The sequence below is a fragment of the Salmonella sp. SG203 genome, assembly GCF_013350575.1.
GTDB lineage: Bacteria > Pseudomonadota > Gammaproteobacteria > Enterobacterales > Enterobacteriaceae > Salmonella > Salmonella enterica.
This window is the reverse complement of the sequence record NZ_SNMT01000013.1, coordinates 104,179-121,800: the sequence shown is the minus strand read 5'-3', so window position 1 is coordinate 121,800 and position 17,622 is coordinate 104,179. Positions and strand designations below refer to the sequence as shown.

Below are 17,622 nucleotides of genomic sequence, written 5' to 3'. Positions count from 1 at the left end.
AATGCTTTAATTCATTGAAATATTGGTGGTTTAAAAAAATACCCGGCAACGGCGTTAAATTTAAAAAGTGTAATATCCATCACATATCGCTATAGCGTAGCCATTTAATCCATATTTATGCCGTTTCCAGCCTGACACTTGAGGAAGAGTATCCCGTACTTTCAGGCTATGTCTTACTCTGTGGTGGCAGGAAAATATGGTCTCTATTAATGACTCTGCTTTAACGCCGCGTTCGCTTCGCGACACACGACGTATGAATATGTTTGTTTCGGTTTCTGCAGCGGTAGCGGGACTGTTATTTGGTCTGGATATCGGCGTTATCGCCGGGGCGCTGCCTTTTATTACCGACCATTTCGTGCTGACCAGTCGGCTGCAGGAGTGGGTCGTCAGCAGTATGATGCTTGGCGCGGCAATTGGCGCATTATTTAACGGCTGGCTTTCATTCCGGCTGGGGCGTAAGTATAGCCTGATGGCCGGCGCGATTTTGTTCGTGCTCGGCTCGCTGGGGTCGGCGTTTGCTTCCAGCGTGGAAGTATTGATTGGCGCCCGCGTGATACTGGGCGTAGCAGTAGGGATTGCGTCCTATACCGCGCCGCTTTATCTCTCTGAAATGGCAAGTGAAAATGTTCGCGGCAAAATGATCAGTATGTATCAACTGATGGTGACGTTAGGCATTGTGCTGGCTTTTTTATCCGATACGGCATTCAGCTACAGCGGCAACTGGCGCGCGATGTTGGGCGTGCTGGCGCTGCCTGCGGTGTTGCTCATTATTCTGGTGGTATTCCTGCCGAATAGTCCGCGCTGGCTGGCGCAAAAAGGTCGCCATATTGAAGCGGAAGAGGTGCTGCGTATGCTGCGCGATACCTCGGAAAAAGCCCGTGATGAACTGAATGAGATTCGGGAAAGCCTCAAACTCAAGCAGGGCGGGTGGGCATTATTTAAAGCTAACCGTAATGTTCGCCGCGCCGTGTTCCTCGGTATGTTGCTACAGGCAATGCAGCAGTTCACCGGCATGAACATCATTATGTACTATGCGCCGCGCATTTTTAAAATGGCCGGCTTTACCACCACGGAACAGCAAATGATCGCTACGCTGGTGGTCGGACTGACCTTTATGTTCGCGACGTTTATCGCCGTCTTTACGGTCGATAAGGCCGGGCGTAAACCGGCGTTAAAAATCGGTTTCAGCGTAATGGCGTTAGGGACATTGGTGTTGGGCTACTGCCTGATGCAGTTTGATAACGGTACGGCATCAAGCGGCCTCTCCTGGCTTTCCGTTGGGATGACGATGATGTGTATCGCCGGTTACGCGATGAGCGCCGCTCCGGTGGTGTGGATACTGTGTTCGGAAATCCAGCCGCTGAAATGCCGTGATTTTGGCATTACCTGTTCAACCACGACAAACTGGGTATCGAACATGATCATCGGCGCGACATTCCTGACACTGTTGGACAGCATTGGCGCGGCAGGTACATTCTGGCTCTACACCGCGCTGAATATCGCTTTTATCGGCATTACTTTCTGGCTGATTCCGGAAACCAAAAATGTCACCCTGGAGCATATCGAACGCAAGCTAATGGCGGGCGAGAAGCTAAGAAATATTGGCGTGTAATCCCCCCTCCCATGCCGGATGACGCCTGTTATCCGGCATGATGAAAAATAGACTGGAAACGGATGTGTAAGTTTGCTTCACTGCCATAATGCTTTACAAAAAGGAGAGCGCAGTGAAAACGATCGGACTGTTGGGTGGTATGAGCTGGGAATCGACTATCCCTTATTACCGTTTAATCAATGAAGGCATTAAACAGCAGCTGGGAGGCCTGCACTCGGCGAGCTTACTGCTGCATAGCGTAGATTTCCACGATATTGAAGTATGTCAACGCCGCGGCGAGTGGGATAAAGCGGGCGATATCCTGGCGCAGGCCGCCCAGGGGTTACAGCAGGCGGGCGCAGAAGGCATTGTGCTGTGTACCAACACCATGCATAAAATCGCGCACGTTATTGAATCTCGTTGTTCTCTGCCTTTCCTACACATCGCGGATGCTACCGGGCGAGCTATCGCCCGTCAGGGGTTGCATCGCGTGGCGCTATTAGGGACTCGCTATACGATGGAACAGGATTTTTATCGCGGGCGGCTGGAACAGCAATTTGCGATTGAGACCATCGTGCCGGAGGCGGACGATCGGGCGCGTATCAATCAGGTCATTTTTGACGAGCTCTGCCAGGGGACATTCACTGACGCGTCGCGCCACTATTATTTACAGGTTATCGAACAACTGGCTGCGCAAGGCGCGCAGGGCGTTATTTTTGGCTGCACTGAAATAGGTTTGCTTGTTCCCCAGACGCAAAGCGCGCTACCGGTTTTCGATACCACGGCAATTCATGCCGCAGATGCCGTGAGCTTTATGCTTTCGTCATCGGCCCCAGAATAACCTCCAGCGGTTCGACCAGGCGCGAAAGATGCGTTTGTAAATGCTTACTGAAGGCGTCAACCAGCGCGGAGGCGGGGCGGTGTAGCGGGCGAATCAGGCTGACGGTAAAGGGCACGTCAATGCTGAAGCGGCGGACGGTGACGCCGCTGGCGGCATAGTCCAGCGCGGTCAGCGGGTTAACGATCGAAACGCCCGCCCCGGCGCGCACCATCGCGCAGACGGAGGCCGCGCTATGCGTTTCCACCACCATTCTGCGCTTCACCTGATGTTCGGCAAATAACGTATCCAATAACTGTCGATAGCTGTCCAGGCGGGAGAGGCTGATAAAGTTTTCCCCCTGAAAATCGTCTGGCGTCAGTACCGTTTTGGCGGCAAGCGGATGGTCGCAGGGAAGTACGCACACTTCATTTAGCGTTAGTAACTCGGTACGGGTTGTTCCTGCCGGGGCATGAAGCGTCTCCGTCAGCCCTAAGTCGTGGCGCTGGGCGGAGAGCCACTCTTCCAGCAACGGCGACTCCTGCGGCACAATATTCAGGCTGACATCCGGATAACGCGCCAGAAAAGGCGGTAGTAACGGCGGCAAAAAGGATTGTGAAAACACCGGCAGGCAGGCGATAGAGAGTTCGCCCTGACGGAACTCGCGCAGACTTTCCGCCGCGCTGACGATGCGATCCAACCCATACCAGGAGCGTTGTACCTCTTCGAACAGGCGTAGCCCTTGCACCGTCGGATGTAAGCGCCCGCGTGTGCGCTCAAACAGCGTTAATCCCAGCACTTTCTCAAAACGCGCCAGCTCGCGACTGACGGTAGGCTGCGAGGTATGCAGCAGCCGCGCCGCTTCGGTGAGATTTCCGGCGGTCATTACGGCATGAAAAATTTCAATGTGACGTAAATTAACGGCAGCCATACGTTTCCCTGAATCATTTATCCCATATCATTTTTGCATAGACTGACAATAAAACGATATTTTTTATTCTTTCTAAGGTATGGCGTAATCGTTAAAAAGCCTGTTCCGGAGTTTGTTATGTCATTGCCGCATTATTACGCTGAAACCGACCTTAACGCTGAAAATTTGCTCAGATTACCTGCTGAATTCGGCTGTCCGGTCTGGGTCTATGACGCGCACATTATTCGCCGTCAGATAGCCGCCCTGCAGCAGTTTGACGTTGTGCGTTTTGCGCAAAAAGCCTGTTCGAACATTCATATCCTGCGCTTAATGCGCGCGCAGGGTGTCAAGGTGGATTCTGTTTCATTGGGGGAGATCGAACGTGCGCTGGCGGCGGGCTACGATCCGCAAACGTGCCCTGATGATATCGTTTTTACCGCCGATGTGATTGACGCCGCCACGCTGGCGCGCGTCAGCGAACTGCATATTCCGGTCAATGCCGGTTCGGTAGATATGCTGACGCAGCTTGGTCAGGTTTCGCCTGGGCATCGCATCTGGTTGCGCGTGAATCCTGGCTTTGGTCACGGCCACAGCCAGAAAACCAACACCGGGGGCGAAAACAGCAAACACGGCATCTGGCATAGCGATCTTCCGGCGGCGCTGGCGGTAATGCAGAAATACCGACTGAAACTTGTCGGTATCCATATGCACATTGGTTCCGGCGTCGATTATGGTCATCTGGAGCAGGTTTGCGGCGCGATGGTTCGCCAGGTGCTGGAATGTGGTCAGGATTTGGACGCGATTTCGGCAGGCGGCGGACTCTCGATACCTTATCATGAGGGAGAAGAGCCCGTTGATACGCGCCATTACTATGGTCTGTGGAACGCGGCGCGCGAGCAAATCGCCCGCCATCTGGGACATGCGGTCAAACTTGAGATCGAACCCGGACGTTTTCTGGTGGCGCAATCGGGCGTGCTGGTAACGCAGGTACGTAGCGTAAAACAGATGGGAAGCCGCCATTTCGTGCTGGTAGATGCGGGTTTTAACGATCTGATGCGCCCGGCGATGTACGGTAGCTATCACCGTATTTCGGCGCTGGCGGCGGATGGTCGCGCGCTTGAAAATGGCCCGTGGGTCGAGACGGTGGTCGCCGGGCCGCTATGCGAATCAGGCGATGTTTTTACGCAGCAGGAAGGGGGAATGGTTGAAACACGCGCCTTACCTGCGGTCATCCCCGGCGATTACCTCGTATTGCACGATACCGGCGCGTACGGCGCGTCTATGTCATCGAATTACAACAGCCGCCCGCTCCTGCCGGAAGTACTGTTTGACAATGGACAGGCGCGGCTGATCCGCCGTCGTCAGACCATTGAGGAGCTGTTAGCGCTGGAGATGTTCTGAAGCGCATCATTAGGCCGGACGTTGAAAAAACGGGCCCGCGGCGACGGACTCACGCAGAATCAGCGTGCCGGTAAAGGGTGGGATCGGGGCGACCGGCTCGCTGTTCGCCAGACGAACGGCCTGATCGATCGCGGTGGCTATCATATCCTCGATGGGTAAATAGACTGTTGAAAGCCCCGGTTCAAGCCAGGTTGCGCCCGGCGCATCGTCAAAACCAAACAGCGACACATCCTGCGGGATGCGTAATCCGGCCTGGCGCAGCGCTTTTGCCGCGCCCAGCGCCGTGTCATCATTACAGGCGAATAGCGCGCTAAACGTGACGCCTTCCTCCAGTAATTCCCGGCAGGCGTCATAGCCGCGCGTCAGCGTGTAATCGCCGTATTTCACTTTTGCCGGTTGCCAGGGGATGCCATATTTTTCCAGCGCCTTGCGATAACCCGCTACGCGTGATGTGCCGGTGGGAGTATGAACAGGCAGCGTAATACAGGCGATATCGCGATGGCCCTGCGTAATCAGATATTCCACCGCCTGGAATGCCGCCGTCTCCTGCTCGAAGAAAATAGCGCGATCGCGGGCCTGAGTGACGTTGCGATTAATAATCACCAGCGGCATTTCCGTGGCGTCAATCAACGACAAAATCGCCGGCTCATCCATATAGCGAGTGTAAAGAATAATAGCGTCGCACTGTCTGTCGGCCAACATTTGTACGGCTTTCTGCTCTCGTTCCGGCGTATCGTGACCATCGGTGACGATCAACTGCTTGTTATGCAACTCCGCCTGGCGCGACGCCCGGCGCAACAAACTGCCGAAATAGAAGCCGTCAAACGTAGAGACGACCAGACCGATGCTGTTGCTGGTGCGATTCGCCAGCGAGCGTGCCAGTAGGTTGGGGCGATAGTCCAGAGCCTGCATCGCCGTAAACACTTTCTGGCGCGTGCTTTCTTTTACCTGCCCCGTCCCATTCAGCACTCGTGAGACGGTGGCCTTTGATACGCCCGCATGGCGGGAAACATCCAGCATTGTCGCCATCATGCTACCCTGATTAATCGGTTGTCGACAGGTGTCCGGTATCCGTCGGCGTGGATACCGAATGTCGGCGTACCAGTGTCGGACTAAATACATGGGTCACTTCCGGCGTAGGGCATTTCCCTGCCAGCGCTAAGGCCAGTTCCGCCGCCTGTGTCGCCATGGTGACGATCGGATACCGAATGGTGGTCAGTCGGGGACGCACATAGCGTGAGACCAGTACATCATCAAAACCGATGAGCGATACTTCGCCCGGCACCCCCACGCCATTATCATTTAATACTCCCATCGCGCCGGCCGCCATCGAGTCGTTATAGCAGGCCACCGCGGTAAAATTTCTGCCGCGACCTAATAACTCAGTCATCGCCTGCTCGCCGCCGCTTTCATCCGGTTCGCCGAACGTCACCAGCCGATCGTTAGCCGGGATATGGCTTTCCGCCAGCGCATCGTAATAGCCCCTCAGGCGATCTTCGGCATCAGAGATAGTGTGATTGGAACAGATATACCCAATACGCGTATGACCTTGCTGGATCAGATGCCGGGTCGCCAGCCATGCCCCGTAACGGTCATCCAGCGCGACACAGCGGTGTTCTAACCCCGGTAAAATGCGGTTAATCAGCACCATGCCGGGGATTTGCTTCATTAATGAGGCCAGGTCCGCATCCGGAATCATTTTGGCGTGTACCACTAACGCTGCGCAACGATGACGAATCAACTGTTCAATAGCCTGACGCTCTTTTTGTTCGTTATGATACCCGTTGCCAATCAGTAAAAAATTGCCGGTGTGATACGCCACCTGTTCAACGGCTTTCACCATCGCGCCGAAAAAAGGATCGGAAACGTCGCCGACCACCAGACCGAGGGTTTCCGTTGCCTGCTGTGCCAGCGCGCGCGCGTTGGCGTTAGGGTGATAGCTCAGGGACTCCATTGCGCTGGTCACCGCCAGCCGGGATGCTTCGCTGGCTTTTGGCGAATCGTTAATAACGCGAGAAACGGTGGCGACTGAAACACCGGCCAGTCGGGCTACATCTTTTATGGTCGCCATGATAATACCTATAGTGGGTAAACGCTTACATTACGCCAGTTTTACGGAAAATGAACGTCTGTTCAAGCCTCTTGCCCCGCCGTGTCGGGCAAATGTGACCTGCACGGGAGAAATGCGTCTGTAAAGTGACAATACAAATCTTTCGTTACAGTTTGCGAAGCGCTGTTGCGATTGTCTGCTGGCAGGCCAGCGAGTCAGGTTGATAGAGTGGTGATCCCAGAGGTATTGATAGGTGGAATCAACGTCATTGTTGATCACACGAATTACACCAACCTGCGTAGAGATGCGCAGGTTTTTTTTTGTTTCGCCTGAACCTGTAACAGTAACGGATAATTTACACAACTCGTTGCATTTCCGTTTATTCCTTTGCGTTTTCGGACTGGCGATGCAGACGCGCGAAGCCCACAATCAAGATCCCAGAGGTATTGATTGGTGAGATTATTCGGTACGCTCTTCGTACCTGTCTCTTGCACCAACCTGCGCGGATGCGCAGGTTTTTTTTCGAACCTATTTTGCTATCGCTCCTGTTACGCAACTCGTGTAATCTGCCACAATTCATGTTTTAGCGAATTGTCGGCCAAAGGGAGTTGAAATGCTGTTTGGATTTTTCCGTAACCTGTTTCGCGTGCTTTATCGTGTGCGCGTCACTGGCGATGTCCGGGCGCTACAGGGGAACCGGGTCTTAATTACCCCCAATCACGTTTCATTTATCGATGGTATGTTACTGGCGCTGTTTTTGCCGGTACGGCCTGTCTTTGCGGTATATACCTCCATCAGTCAGCAATGGTATATGCGCTGGTTAACGCCGCTGATCGATTTTGTGCCGCTCGATCCCACTAAACCCATGTCCATTAAACACCTGGTGCGTCTGGTGGAACAGGGGCGTCCAGTGGTGATTTTCCCGGAAGGGCGAATTTCCGTGACCGGCTCGCTGATGAAAATTTATGACGGAGCAGGTTTTGTGGCGGCAAAATCGGGCGCAACCGTCATTCCGCTCCGCATTGACGGCGCGGAGCTTACCCCTTTCAGTCGCCTGAAAGGTCTGGTTAAACGGCGCTTATTCCCCCGTATTCAGCTTCATATTTTACCGCCGACGCAAATACCGATGCCGGAAGCGCCGCGCGCGCGCGACAGACGTAAGATAGCGGGTGAGATGCTGCACCAGATCATGATGGAAGCGCGTATGGCGGTGCGTCCGCGCGAGACGTTATACGAATCGTTGCTGGCGGCGCAATATCGTTACGGCGCGGGTAAAAATTGTATTGAGGACATTAACTTTACGCCGGATACGTATCGTAAGTTACTGACCAAGACGCTTTTTGTCGGCCGGATTCTGGAAAAGTACAGCGTTGAGGGCGAGAAAATCGGTTTAATGCTGCCGAATGCCGCCATCAGCGCGGCGGTGATTTTCGGCGCGGTTTCTCGTCGCCGCATTCCGGCCATGATGAACTACACAGCGGGGGTAAAAGGGCTGACCAGCGCGATTACCGCGGCGGAAATTAAAACGATTTTTACCTCCCGCCAGTTCCTCGATAAAGGTAAATTGTGGCACCTGCCGGAACAGCTAACGCAGGTTCGCTGGGTTTACCTGGAAGATTTAAAAGCGGACGTCACACTCGCCGACAAGCTGTGGATTTTTGCCCACCTCCTGGCGCCGCGACTGGCGCAGGTAAAACAGCAGCCGGAAGACGCGGCGATTATTCTTTTTACCTCCGGCTCGGAAGGGCACCCGAAAGGGGTGGTGCACAGCCATAAAAGCATTCTGGCGAACGTCGAGCAGATAAAAACGATTGCGGATTTCACCGCCAATGACCGTTTTATGTCGGCGCTGCCGCTCTTTCACTCGTTCGGTTTGACGGTGGGCCTGTTTACGCCGTTGTTGACCGGCGCGGAAGTGTTTCTTTATCCAAGTCCGCTGCACTACCGCATTGTGCCGGAACTGGTCTATGACCGTAACTGTACCGTGTTGTTTGGTACGTCAACCTTCCTCGGCAACTATGCGCGCTTTGCCAATCCGTATGATTTTTATCGCCTGCGCTATGTGGTGGCCGGTGCGGAAAAACTTCAGGAGAGCACCAAACAACTGTGGCAGGATAAATTCGGTCTGCGCATTCTTGAGGGCTACGGGGTAACGGAATGCGCGCCAGTAGTCTCGATTAACGTGCCGATGGCGGCTAAGCCTGGCACTGTTGGCCGCATTCTGCCTGGCATGGACGCGCGTCTGCTGGCGGTGCCCGGTATTGAAAACGGCGGTCGGCTACAGCTGAAAGGGCCGAATATCATGAATGGCTATCTGCGCGTGGAAAAACCGGGCGTGCTGGAGGTGCCGTCGGCGGAAAACGCCAGAGGCGAAACCGAGCGCGGGTGGTACGACACGGGCGATATTGTACGCTTCGATGAAAATGGTTTTGTGCAGATTCAGGGGCGCGCGAAACGCTTTGCGAAAATTGCTGGCGAAATGGTCTCGCTGGAGATGGTCGAGCAACTGGCGCTTGGCGTTTCGGCGGAGAAAATGCACGCTACCGCCATTAAAAGCGATGCCAGCAAAGGTGAAGCGCTGGTACTGTTTACGACTGACAGCGAACTCACCCGAGAAAAGTTACAGCACTATGCCCGTGAACACGGTATTCCGGAACTGGCCGTCCCGCGTGATATCCGTTATCTGAAGCAGCTTCCCTTGCTTGGCAGCGGGAAACCCGATTTTGTGACGCTGAAAAGTTGGGTGGATGCGCCGGAACAACATCATGAGTGAGTCAGTACGTACTAACACCTCCATCTGGTCGAAAGGGATGCTGTCGGTGATTGTCGCGCAGTTTCTCTCGGCTTTTGGCGATAATGCGCTGCTGTTTGCGACGCTGGCACTGCTGAAAGCTCAGTTTTACCCGGACTGGAGCCAGCCTGTTTTGCAAATGGTGTTTGTGGGCGCTTACATTCTTTTTGCGCCGTTTGTCGGCCAGATAGCGGACAGCTTTGCCAAAGGCCGGGTGATGATGGTCGCCAATGGTCTTAAACTGGCGGGAGCGGCAGGTATCTGCCTCGGCATAAATCCTTTTGTCGGTTATACGTTGGTCGGGATTGGCGCGGCGGCTTATTCTCCGGCGAAATACGGTATTCTGGGCGAACTGACGACGGGCGATAAGCTGGTGAAAGCCAATGGCCTGATGGAAGCCTCTACGATTGCGGCGATTTTGCTCGGTTCCGTCGCGGGCGGCGTATTGGCCGACTGGCATGTCATCGCCGCGCTGGTTGCCTGCGCGTTGGCCTACGCTGGCGCAGTGGCGGCTAACCTGTTTATCCCGAAGCTTGTGGCGGCGCGTCCAGGACAATCCTGGCGGTTGTCGGCGATGACGCGTAGTTTCTTCAGCGCTTGCGTTGTCCTTTGGCGTAACGGTGAAACGCGTTTTTCGCTGGTGGGGACCGGGCTATTCTGGGGCGCAGGCGTGACGCTGCGTTTTCTGCTGGTGCTGTGGGTGCCAGTGGCGCTGGGCATTACGGATAACGCCACGCCGACTTACCTGAACGCCATGGTGGCGGTAGGCATTGTGGTCGGCGCGGGCGCGGCGGCAAAACTGGTGACGCTGGAGACCGTATCGCGCTGTATGCCCGCCGGGATTTTGATTGGCGTTGTGGTTGCGATCTTCTCATTACAGCACGCCTTGCTGCCTGCTTATGCCTTGTTGCTGTTGATAGGTATGCTGGGCGGCTTTTTTGTGGTGCCGCTCAACGCCTTGCTCCAGGAGCGCGGTAAGAAGAGCGTTGGCGCCGGGAATGCCATTGCCGTACAAAATCTGGGCGAGAATAGCGCCATGCTATTAATGCTGGGACTGTACTCGCTGGCGGTGCTGGTTGGCGTTCCTGCGGTGGCGATAGGTATCGGCTTTGGCGTGCTGTTCGCGCTGGCGATCGCGGCGCTGTGGATCTGGCAGCGCCGGCAGGCATCATACTGAGTGAATATGCCGGGCGGCGAGTGCGTGTTATCCGGCTTACATTGTCTCTGTAAGCCCGGAAGCGTAGCGCCACCGGGCACTGACCATCACGGCGCCGGATAGGTATAAACCTGATGCGCCGCCTCAATCTCCGCCAGAACCTCTTCGCTTAACGTCAGATGCAGACTTTCCACATTCGTCTTGAGCTGCGCCATCGTGGTTGCGCCCAGTAACGTACTGGCGACAAACGGCTGGCGGCGAACAAAGGCCAGCGCCATTTGCGCCGGATCAAGATTGTGACGCTTCGCGATATCGACGTAGGCGGCAACGGCTTTTTGTGCCTGTTCGCCGCTGTAACGTGTGAAGCGGCTGAACAAGGTATTCCGCGCGCCTGCGGGTTTGGCCCCGTTCAGGTATTTACCGGTTAATGTGCCAAACGCCAGACAGGAGTAGGCGAGCAATTCAACACCTTCATACTGGCTTACTTCCGCCAGGCCGACCTCGTAGCTGCGGTTTAACAGGCTATAGGGGTTCTGGATCGTGACAATACGCGGCAGGTCATGTTTTTCCGCCAGATGCAGATAGCGCATAACGCCAAACGCTGTCTCATTTGAAACGCCAATATAACGAATCTTACCCGCTCGCTGAAACTCACTTAGCGCGTCTAACGTCTCCAGCAGACTTACTACTGGCGTGGAGTCCGTCCAGTTATAGCCGAGTTTACCGAAGCAGTTAGTGGGGCGCTGCGGCCAGTGCACCTGATACAAATCCAGATAGTCGGTCTGCAACCGGGTCAAACTGTCGTGTAGCGCTTCGCGAATATTTTTACGATCCAGCGCCTGATGAGGCCGGATGCCTTGATCATTATTACGTGCCGGTCCGCTAACTTTGCTGGCGATGATCAGTTTTTCACGGTTGCCGCGTTTGGCGAGCCAGTTACCGATATAGGATTCCGTCAGCCCTTGTGTTTCCGGGCGCGGAGGTACCGGATACATCTCGGCGGCGTCGATAAGGTTAATGCCATTTGCGATGGCATAGTCGAGCTGTGCGTGAGCGTCGGCTTCGCTGTTTTGTTCACCAAATGTCATTGTGCCCAGCCCTAGCGTACTTACTTCGAGCGAGCTGTGGGGTATACGGTGATAGTGCATAGCCGTTTCCTTTTTATTATGAAGTCAGAAATTCCCGACAAAGGACAATAAAAATGGCAGAGGGAAGGCAAAAGGGAAAGTAAAATTGCAGGCTGCGCGGCGTAATTGTTACCGGGCGTGGTCGCCACGCACCGTTACGGGACGCAGCCTGAAGGCTTGCAGAACGCTGACCTCGATCACAGGCCACCGCTTAACGTTCGATGATTTGAGACACTTCGTCACGGTTGATTTGCATCTCGTTTCCCTGTGCATCGGTATAGCTGACCAGACCGGTATCATCGTCAACTTGTGGTTTTCCATCGGTCAGGATCATACGACCATCTTTCGTCGCCATTACATAATCGCTGCTGCATCCGGATACCGCAAAAGCCAACCCTACTGCGGAAATTACAACTGCCCACTTTTTCATCCGTTTGTCCTCACATAGCCTGCATCTGATAATAGTCTGTTAATCATATGTCTGATAATAGTCTAGTAATAACGCGCAGCTCTGCATGTCGGAAGCAGCAAAATCTTAATCTGTGAGAAGAAAGGAAATAAAGTGAGTATTCGCTCCCCCAGCGGGGGAGCGAGACAGGATTACAGCGGATTCTTTTTATTACGCAACAGGTTCAGGCTCTCTACTGCGATAGAGAAGAACATGGCGAAATAGATATACCCTTTCGGAACGTGAACGTCGAAACTTTCCAGAATCAGGGTAAAGCCAACCAGGATCAGAAAGGAGAGCGCCAGCATTTTTACCGACGGATGGCGATCAACAAACTCGCCGATGGGCCGTGCCGCAAACATCATGACGCCCACGGCAATAACGACTGCCGCCATCATAATAAACAGATGATCGGAGAGGCCAACCGCTGTGATAACTGAATCAAGGCTGAAAATAATATCCAGCAGCATAATCTGCACTATTGCGCCCAGGAAAGAAGAAACCCGAGTTTTTAACCCTTCTTCTTCGCCTTCGATGGACTCATGGATCTCCTTGCTGGCTTTCCAGATTAAAAATAACCCGCCCAGTAGAAGAATGAGATCGCGGGCGGAAATCGCTTCGCCGAAAAGCTCAAACAGCGGATTAGTCAGACGAGTGACCCAGGCGATTGACGCCAGCAGCGCCAGGCGCATGACCATCGCCGCCGCCAACCCAAGCCGCCGTGCGTGGTTCCGTTGCGCCGTAGGAAGTTTTGCTACCACCAGAGAAAGAAAAATAATGTTGTCGATCCCAAGTACAATCTCCAGCAGCGTCAGCGTACCGAGCGCCAGCCAGGCATTAGGATCGGTTATCCATGCAAATAACATCGAACAAAGTCCTGCCAAAAAAAGAAGCGGTAATTATAGGCCCGTCGAGTGACGGGCGAAAGCCCAGGCTGAATTTGCGCAACCAGGAACGGTGTAAAATAGCGGCGACAATACGCTTACGTTTATCGAGCGTCGGTCCGACGCGTAGCCATAGCGGAGGCGCATTTGCGTGTAATGGACGTTACGGATTCTGCAATAAAAAATGGCGAGCCAGCAGCGCCTGCGTAAAATTTTTTTTCAGATAAAATCCACGCGGTAGCGTCAAAATAGGTTCCCCGCGCGCGCCGATAGCCTCGGTGAGCGCCCTGGCATTGGCGGCTTTGGGCCGCAGTTGTAAGACTTCGCCATGACGGGCGGTAATGCGTTCCACCTGGCCCAGCACTATCATGTCCATCAGCTCTTCCCAGTCGAGGCGTAGCTGCCTGTCCTCTTCTTCACTCGGACTCCAGAGTAGCGGCGAACCTACGCGGCGTTCGGCTAACGGTATGCTGCGATCGCCTTCGACCGGCACCCATAGCACGCGCTTCAATTTATGCCGTACGTGACTTGTCTCCCAGGTCACGCCGCTGTTACCGGTTAACGGCGCCACGCAAACAAAGGTTGTTTCCAGAGGACGACCCAGACTATCCACCGGGATGGTTTTCAGTTCTACGCCTAACGCGGCGAAATCCTGCTCCGGCTTGCTCCCGGCGCTGGCGCCGAGCCAGATCTCCAGCAAGACACCGATCCAGCCTTTGTCTCGCTTCAAATCTTTAGGCGTGGTAATGCCGGCCATCGCCGCCAGCTCGCCTAACGTATAGCCGGAAAGCTGCCGCGCTTGGGCTAACAGCAATGCTTCCGAAGCAGGCGGAGTCAGTAGCGGACAAAGAGCGGACATGACAATTACCTTAGGTCAAAAAATGAGCAGTGATTTTATACCGTATGGGCAGAGTTTATCTTTTTCTGTGTCTTATATTCAATAGACTGATTTTTATTGCCTTTTTTGTGTTGTTTCTTCGTGTTGCGCAACGCTGAAGCGGGTTTTCCAATTCTGGTCACTGACAATAAACAGGATCTTACACTATGTTATCCACAGAAAGTTGGGATAACTGTGTAAAACCACCACTACTGTTTCCATTTACAGCCTTGACGTGCGACGAAAATCGAAAATTCAGACAAATAGTGCGTAAGTTATTGGCACAATCTGTGGATAAAACCGACGCTGGTTGATCTTTCATCAGCATAAGGATCTTAGATGTGATGCTGGTCACGCTTTATGAAGGTGGCATGTAAGATTTGTCTATAACGCAATGAATATAAGGCACTATTTTTACTGTCTCCAGCATGAGAAATTCAGACTGTTCTGGGTTTTCCCGTGGTAATTCCATACTTCTTCACATCTATATCCACAGAAAAGGTGAATAAAATGGCGCAAGGGCGTCATCATCTGTTTATAACTCGGCTATTTACTGTGAGTTATTCAATTGTTATTAGGCTGTGTCACTATTACAGAGTGGTTTACCGCCTCACTGGAGTATGAAACAATCGTTCATATATAAGGTTTATGTTGAGGTAGTCCGGTGATTGATGACGATGGCTACCGCCCAAATGTAGGTATCGTAATTTGTAATCGTCAGGGGCAGGTGATGTGGGCCCGGCGATTTGGTCAGCACTCCTGGCAGTTCCCGCAGGGCGGGATAAATCCAGGGGAGTCGGCAGAACAGGCGATGTACCGGGAACTGTTTGAAGAAGTTGGGTTAAGCCGTAAAGATGTGCGGATCCTTGCTTCTACTCGCAACTGGTTGCGTTACAAGTTACCAAAACGTTTGGTGCGTTGGGACACAAAGCCGGTATGTATCGGCCAGAAACAAAAGTGGTTTCTTTTGCAGTTAATGAGCGCCGACGCCGAAATCAATATGCAAACCAGCAGTACGCCGGAGTTTGACGGCTGGCGCTGGGTAAGTTACTGGTATCCGGTTCGACAAGTGGTGTCATTTAAACGCGATGTCTACCGCAGGGTAATGAAAGAGTTTGCAAGTGTTGTCATGGCGCTTCAGGATAATCCCCCTAAGCTACAAAGCGCGCCTGCTTATCGACGTAAAAGAGGTTAAGCCACGCAAATTATGCTCACTCGCCTGCGCGAAATAGTCGAAAAAGTGGCCAGTGCGCCGCGTCTGAACGAGGCGCTGAATATTCTGGTCACGGATATCTGTCTTGCGATGGATACTGAGGTTTGCTCGGTTTACCTGGCCGATCATGACCGACGCTGTTATTACCTGATGGCGACGCGGGGGTTGAAAAAACCGCGTGGTCGAACCGTTGCGCTTGCGTTTGATGAGGGGATCGTCGGTCTGGTGGGCAGACTGGCGGAACCCATTAACCTTGCCGATGCGCAAAAACATCCCAGCTTTAAATACATTCCTTCGGTAAAAGAGGAGCGTTTTCGCGCGTTTCTCGGCGTGCCGATCATTCAGCGTCGCCAACTTCTCGGCGTGCTGGTCGTACAGCAGCGCGAATTGCGCCAGTACGATGAAAGCGAAGAGTCTTTCCTCGTCACGCTCGCTACGCAGATGGCGGCTATCCTGTCACAGTCGCAGGTCACAGCGCTGTTCGGGCAATACCGGCAGACGCGAATCCGCGCGCTTCCTGCGGCGCCGGGCGTGGCTATCGCAACGGGCTGGCAAGACGCGACCATGCCGCTGATGGAACAGGTTTACGAAGCGTCTACGCTGGATACCTCTCTTGAACGCGAACGACTGACCGGCGCTCTGGAAGAGGCGGCGAACGAATTCCGACGATACAGCAAACGCTTTGCCGCCGGCGCGCAAAAAGAGACGGCGGCCATTTTCGATCTGTACTCACACCTGCTTTCAGACGCCAGACTGCGTCGCGAACTCTTCGCCGAGGTCGACAAAGGCGCTGTTGCGGAGTGGGCCGTTAAAAAAATCATCGAAAAATTTGCCGAGCAATTTGCGGCGCTAACCGATAACTACCTCAAAGAACGTGCGGGAGACTTACGCACGCTGGGGCAGCGGCTGTTATTCCACCTTGATGATTCAGTTCAGGGGCCAAACGCCTGGCCGGAACGTTTTATTCTGGTCGCGGATGAGCTGTCGGCGACCACCCTGGCGGAGCTGCCGCAGGACAGGCTGGCGGGCGTTGTGGTGCGCGACGGCGCGGCAAACTCGCATGCGGCGATTATGGTGCGCGCGCTCGGTATCCCGACCGTCATGGGCGCGGATATCCAGCCTTCGGTGCTACATCGCCGTACGTTGGTGGTGGATGGCTATCGCGGTGAATTACTGGTCGATCCTGAACCCGTGCTTATTCAGGAATATCAGCGGCTCATTAGTGAAGAGATAGAACTCAGTCGTCTGGCGGAGGACGACGTCAATCTTCCCGCCCAGCTGAAAAGCGGCGAGCGAGTCAAAGTGATGCTGAATGCCGGGCTCAGCCCCGAGCATGAGGAAAAGTTAGGCAGTCGGATCGACGGTATCGGCCTGTACCGTACTGAAATTCCCTTTATGCTGCAAAGCGGGTTTCCCTCGGAAGAAGAGCAGGTGGCGCAGTATCAAGGGATGCTGCAAATGTTTAACGATAAACCGGTGACGCTGCGGACCCTGGATGTGGGAGCGGATAAGCAACTGCCCTATATGCCGATCAGCGAGGAGAACCCGTGTCTGGGCTGGCGCGGGATCCGCATTACGCTGGATCAGCCGGAGATCTTTTTGATCCAGGTCCGCGCGATGCTGCGCGCCAATGCGGCGACTGGCAACCTCAGCATTTTGCTGCCGATGGTCACCAGTATTGATGAAGTCGATGAAGCGCGGCGTCTGATCGAACGCGCCGGGCGCGAGGTCGAGGAGATGATCGGCTATGCGATCCCGAAACCGCGTATCGGCATTATGCTGGAAGTGCCATCAATGGTATTTATGCTGCCGCATCTGGCTAACCGGATCGACTTTATCTCGGTCGGCACCAACGATTTAACGCAATATATCCTGGCGGTAGATCGCAACAATACCCGCGTGGCCAGTATTTACGACAGTCTGCATCCGGCTATGCTGCGCGCACTGAGCATGATTGCGCAGGAAGCCGAAAAAAATGGCCTCGATCTTCGCTTGTGCGGCGAGATGGCGGGCGATCCGATGTGCGTGGCGATTCTTATCGGTCTGGGATATCGCCATCTTTCGATGAATGGCCGTTCGGTAGCGCGTGTGAAATATCTGCTGCGGCATATCGATTTTGAAGACGCGCAAACCCTTGCCAGACGCAGCCTTGAGGCGCAGATGGCGACCGAAGTGCGTCATCAGGTGGCGGCGTTTATGGAGCGCCGCGGGATGGGGGGATTGATTCGAGGAGGGTTGTAACGACTGGAGCGGGAAAAGAGAGTGACTGTGGATTCACGGCGCAGACAACACGCCTGCAAGATGAAAGACAATGCGTATACATATCTTTTAACGGTAATCGGCGTCTCGCTTTTAAC

14 protein-coding genes are annotated in these 17,622 nt (G+C 54.0%); 7 read left to right on the top strand and 7 right to left on the bottom strand.

Annotated elements, in window-relative coordinates:
- Positions 1-196 precede the first annotated feature (196 nt).
- Positions 197-1,612 carry an arabinose-proton symporter AraE gene (araE, locus tag HV477_RS18185; protein ID WP_000253635.1) on the top strand — a complete coding sequence of 472 codons (1,416 nt, stop codon included), beginning with the start codon at positions 197-199 and terminating at the stop codon, positions 1,610-1,612.
- A gap of 112 nt (positions 1,613-1,724) precedes the next feature.
- Entirely contained in the window at positions 1,725-2,432 is a 708-nt protein-coding gene (locus tag HV477_RS18180) for an aspartate/glutamate racemase (RefSeq protein ID WP_000848633.1), read from the top strand.
- On the opposite strand, the gene HV477_RS18175 is transcribed toward HV477_RS18180, so the two are convergent.
- Positions 2,404-3,339: a LysR family transcriptional regulator gene (locus HV477_RS18175; protein WP_000741798.1), complete on the bottom strand. Its 936-nt coding sequence runs from the start codon at positions 3,337-3,339 to the stop codon at positions 2,404-2,406. The two genes, HV477_RS18180 and HV477_RS18175, sit on opposite strands and share 29 nt — an antisense overlap.
- A gap of 117 nt (positions 3,340-3,456) precedes the next feature.
- On the opposite strand from HV477_RS18175, the gene lysA reads away from it, so the two are divergent.
- Entirely contained in the window at positions 3,457-4,719 is a 1,263-nt protein-coding gene (lysA, locus tag HV477_RS18170) for a diaminopimelate decarboxylase (protein WP_079898924.1), read from the top strand.
- Between the two features lie 9 nt (positions 4,720-4,728).
- Here the strand turns inward: lysA and HV477_RS18165 are convergent, their stop codons facing one another.
- Complete coding sequence (locus HV477_RS18165) at positions 4,729-5,751, bottom strand: LacI family DNA-binding transcriptional regulator (protein ID WP_000968346.1); 1,023 nt, start codon at positions 5,749-5,751, stop codon at positions 4,729-4,731.
- 10 nt (positions 5,752-5,761) lie between these two features.
- Positions 5,762-6,790 (bottom strand): HTH-type transcriptional regulator GalR, encoded by a 1,029-nt coding sequence (galR, locus tag HV477_RS18160; RefSeq protein ID WP_000201030.1) that lies wholly within the window; start codon positions 6,788-6,790, stop codon positions 5,762-5,764.
- Between the two features lie 592 nt (positions 6,791-7,382).
- Between galR and aas the strand changes: the two genes are divergently transcribed.
- Both aas and lplT read left to right on the top strand, forming a co-directional pair.
- On the top strand, positions 7,383-9,542 hold the full coding sequence (gene aas, locus HV477_RS18155; RefSeq protein WP_079898925.1) for a bifunctional acyl-ACP--phospholipid O-acyltransferase/long-chain-fatty-acid--ACP ligase: 2,160 nt from the start codon (positions 7,383-7,385) through the stop codon (positions 9,540-9,542).
- Entirely contained in the window at positions 9,535-10,737 is a 1,203-nt protein-coding gene (gene lplT / locus HV477_RS18150) for a lysophospholipid transporter LplT (RefSeq protein WP_000004679.1), read from the top strand. The genes aas and lplT overlap by 8 nt, the downstream gene beginning before the upstream one ends.
- A gap of 86 nt (positions 10,738-10,823) precedes the next feature.
- Here the strand turns inward: lplT and HV477_RS18145 are convergent, their stop codons facing one another.
- From HV477_RS18145 to mutH, 4 genes are all read right to left on the bottom strand, one after another.
- Positions 10,824-11,864 carry an NADP(H)-dependent aldo-keto reductase gene (locus HV477_RS18145; protein WP_000558960.1) on the bottom strand — a complete coding sequence of 347 codons (1,041 nt, stop codon included), beginning with the start codon at positions 11,862-11,864 and terminating at the stop codon, positions 10,824-10,826.
- 190 nt (positions 11,865-12,054) lie between these two features.
- Complete coding sequence (locus tag HV477_RS18140; RefSeq protein ID WP_000758662.1) at positions 12,055-12,273, bottom strand: YgdI/YgdR family lipoprotein; 219 nt, start codon at positions 12,271-12,273, stop codon at positions 12,055-12,057.
- A gap of 170 nt (positions 12,274-12,443) precedes the next feature.
- Entirely contained in the window at positions 12,444-13,157 is a 714-nt protein-coding gene (locus HV477_RS18135) for a TerC family protein (protein WP_000895635.1), read from the bottom strand.
- 181 nt (positions 13,158-13,338) lie between these two features.
- Positions 13,339-14,034, bottom strand: a complete 696-nt coding sequence (gene mutH, locus HV477_RS18130) for a DNA mismatch repair endonuclease MutH (RefSeq protein ID WP_001274930.1) — start codon at positions 14,032-14,034, stop codon at positions 13,339-13,341.
- Between the two features lie 682 nt (positions 14,035-14,716).
- Between mutH and rppH the strand changes: the two genes are divergently transcribed.
- Entirely contained in the window at positions 14,717-15,247 is a 531-nt protein-coding gene (gene rppH / locus HV477_RS18125; protein ID WP_000564481.1) for an RNA pyrophosphohydrolase, read from the top strand.
- Positions 15,248-15,259: 12 nt separating this feature from the next.
- Positions 15,260-17,506 carry a phosphoenolpyruvate--protein phosphotransferase gene (gene ptsP / locus HV477_RS18120; protein ID WP_000957888.1) on the top strand — a complete coding sequence of 749 codons (2,247 nt, stop codon included), beginning with the start codon at positions 15,260-15,262 and terminating at the stop codon, positions 17,504-17,506.
- Positions 17,507-17,622 lie beyond the last annotated feature (116 nt).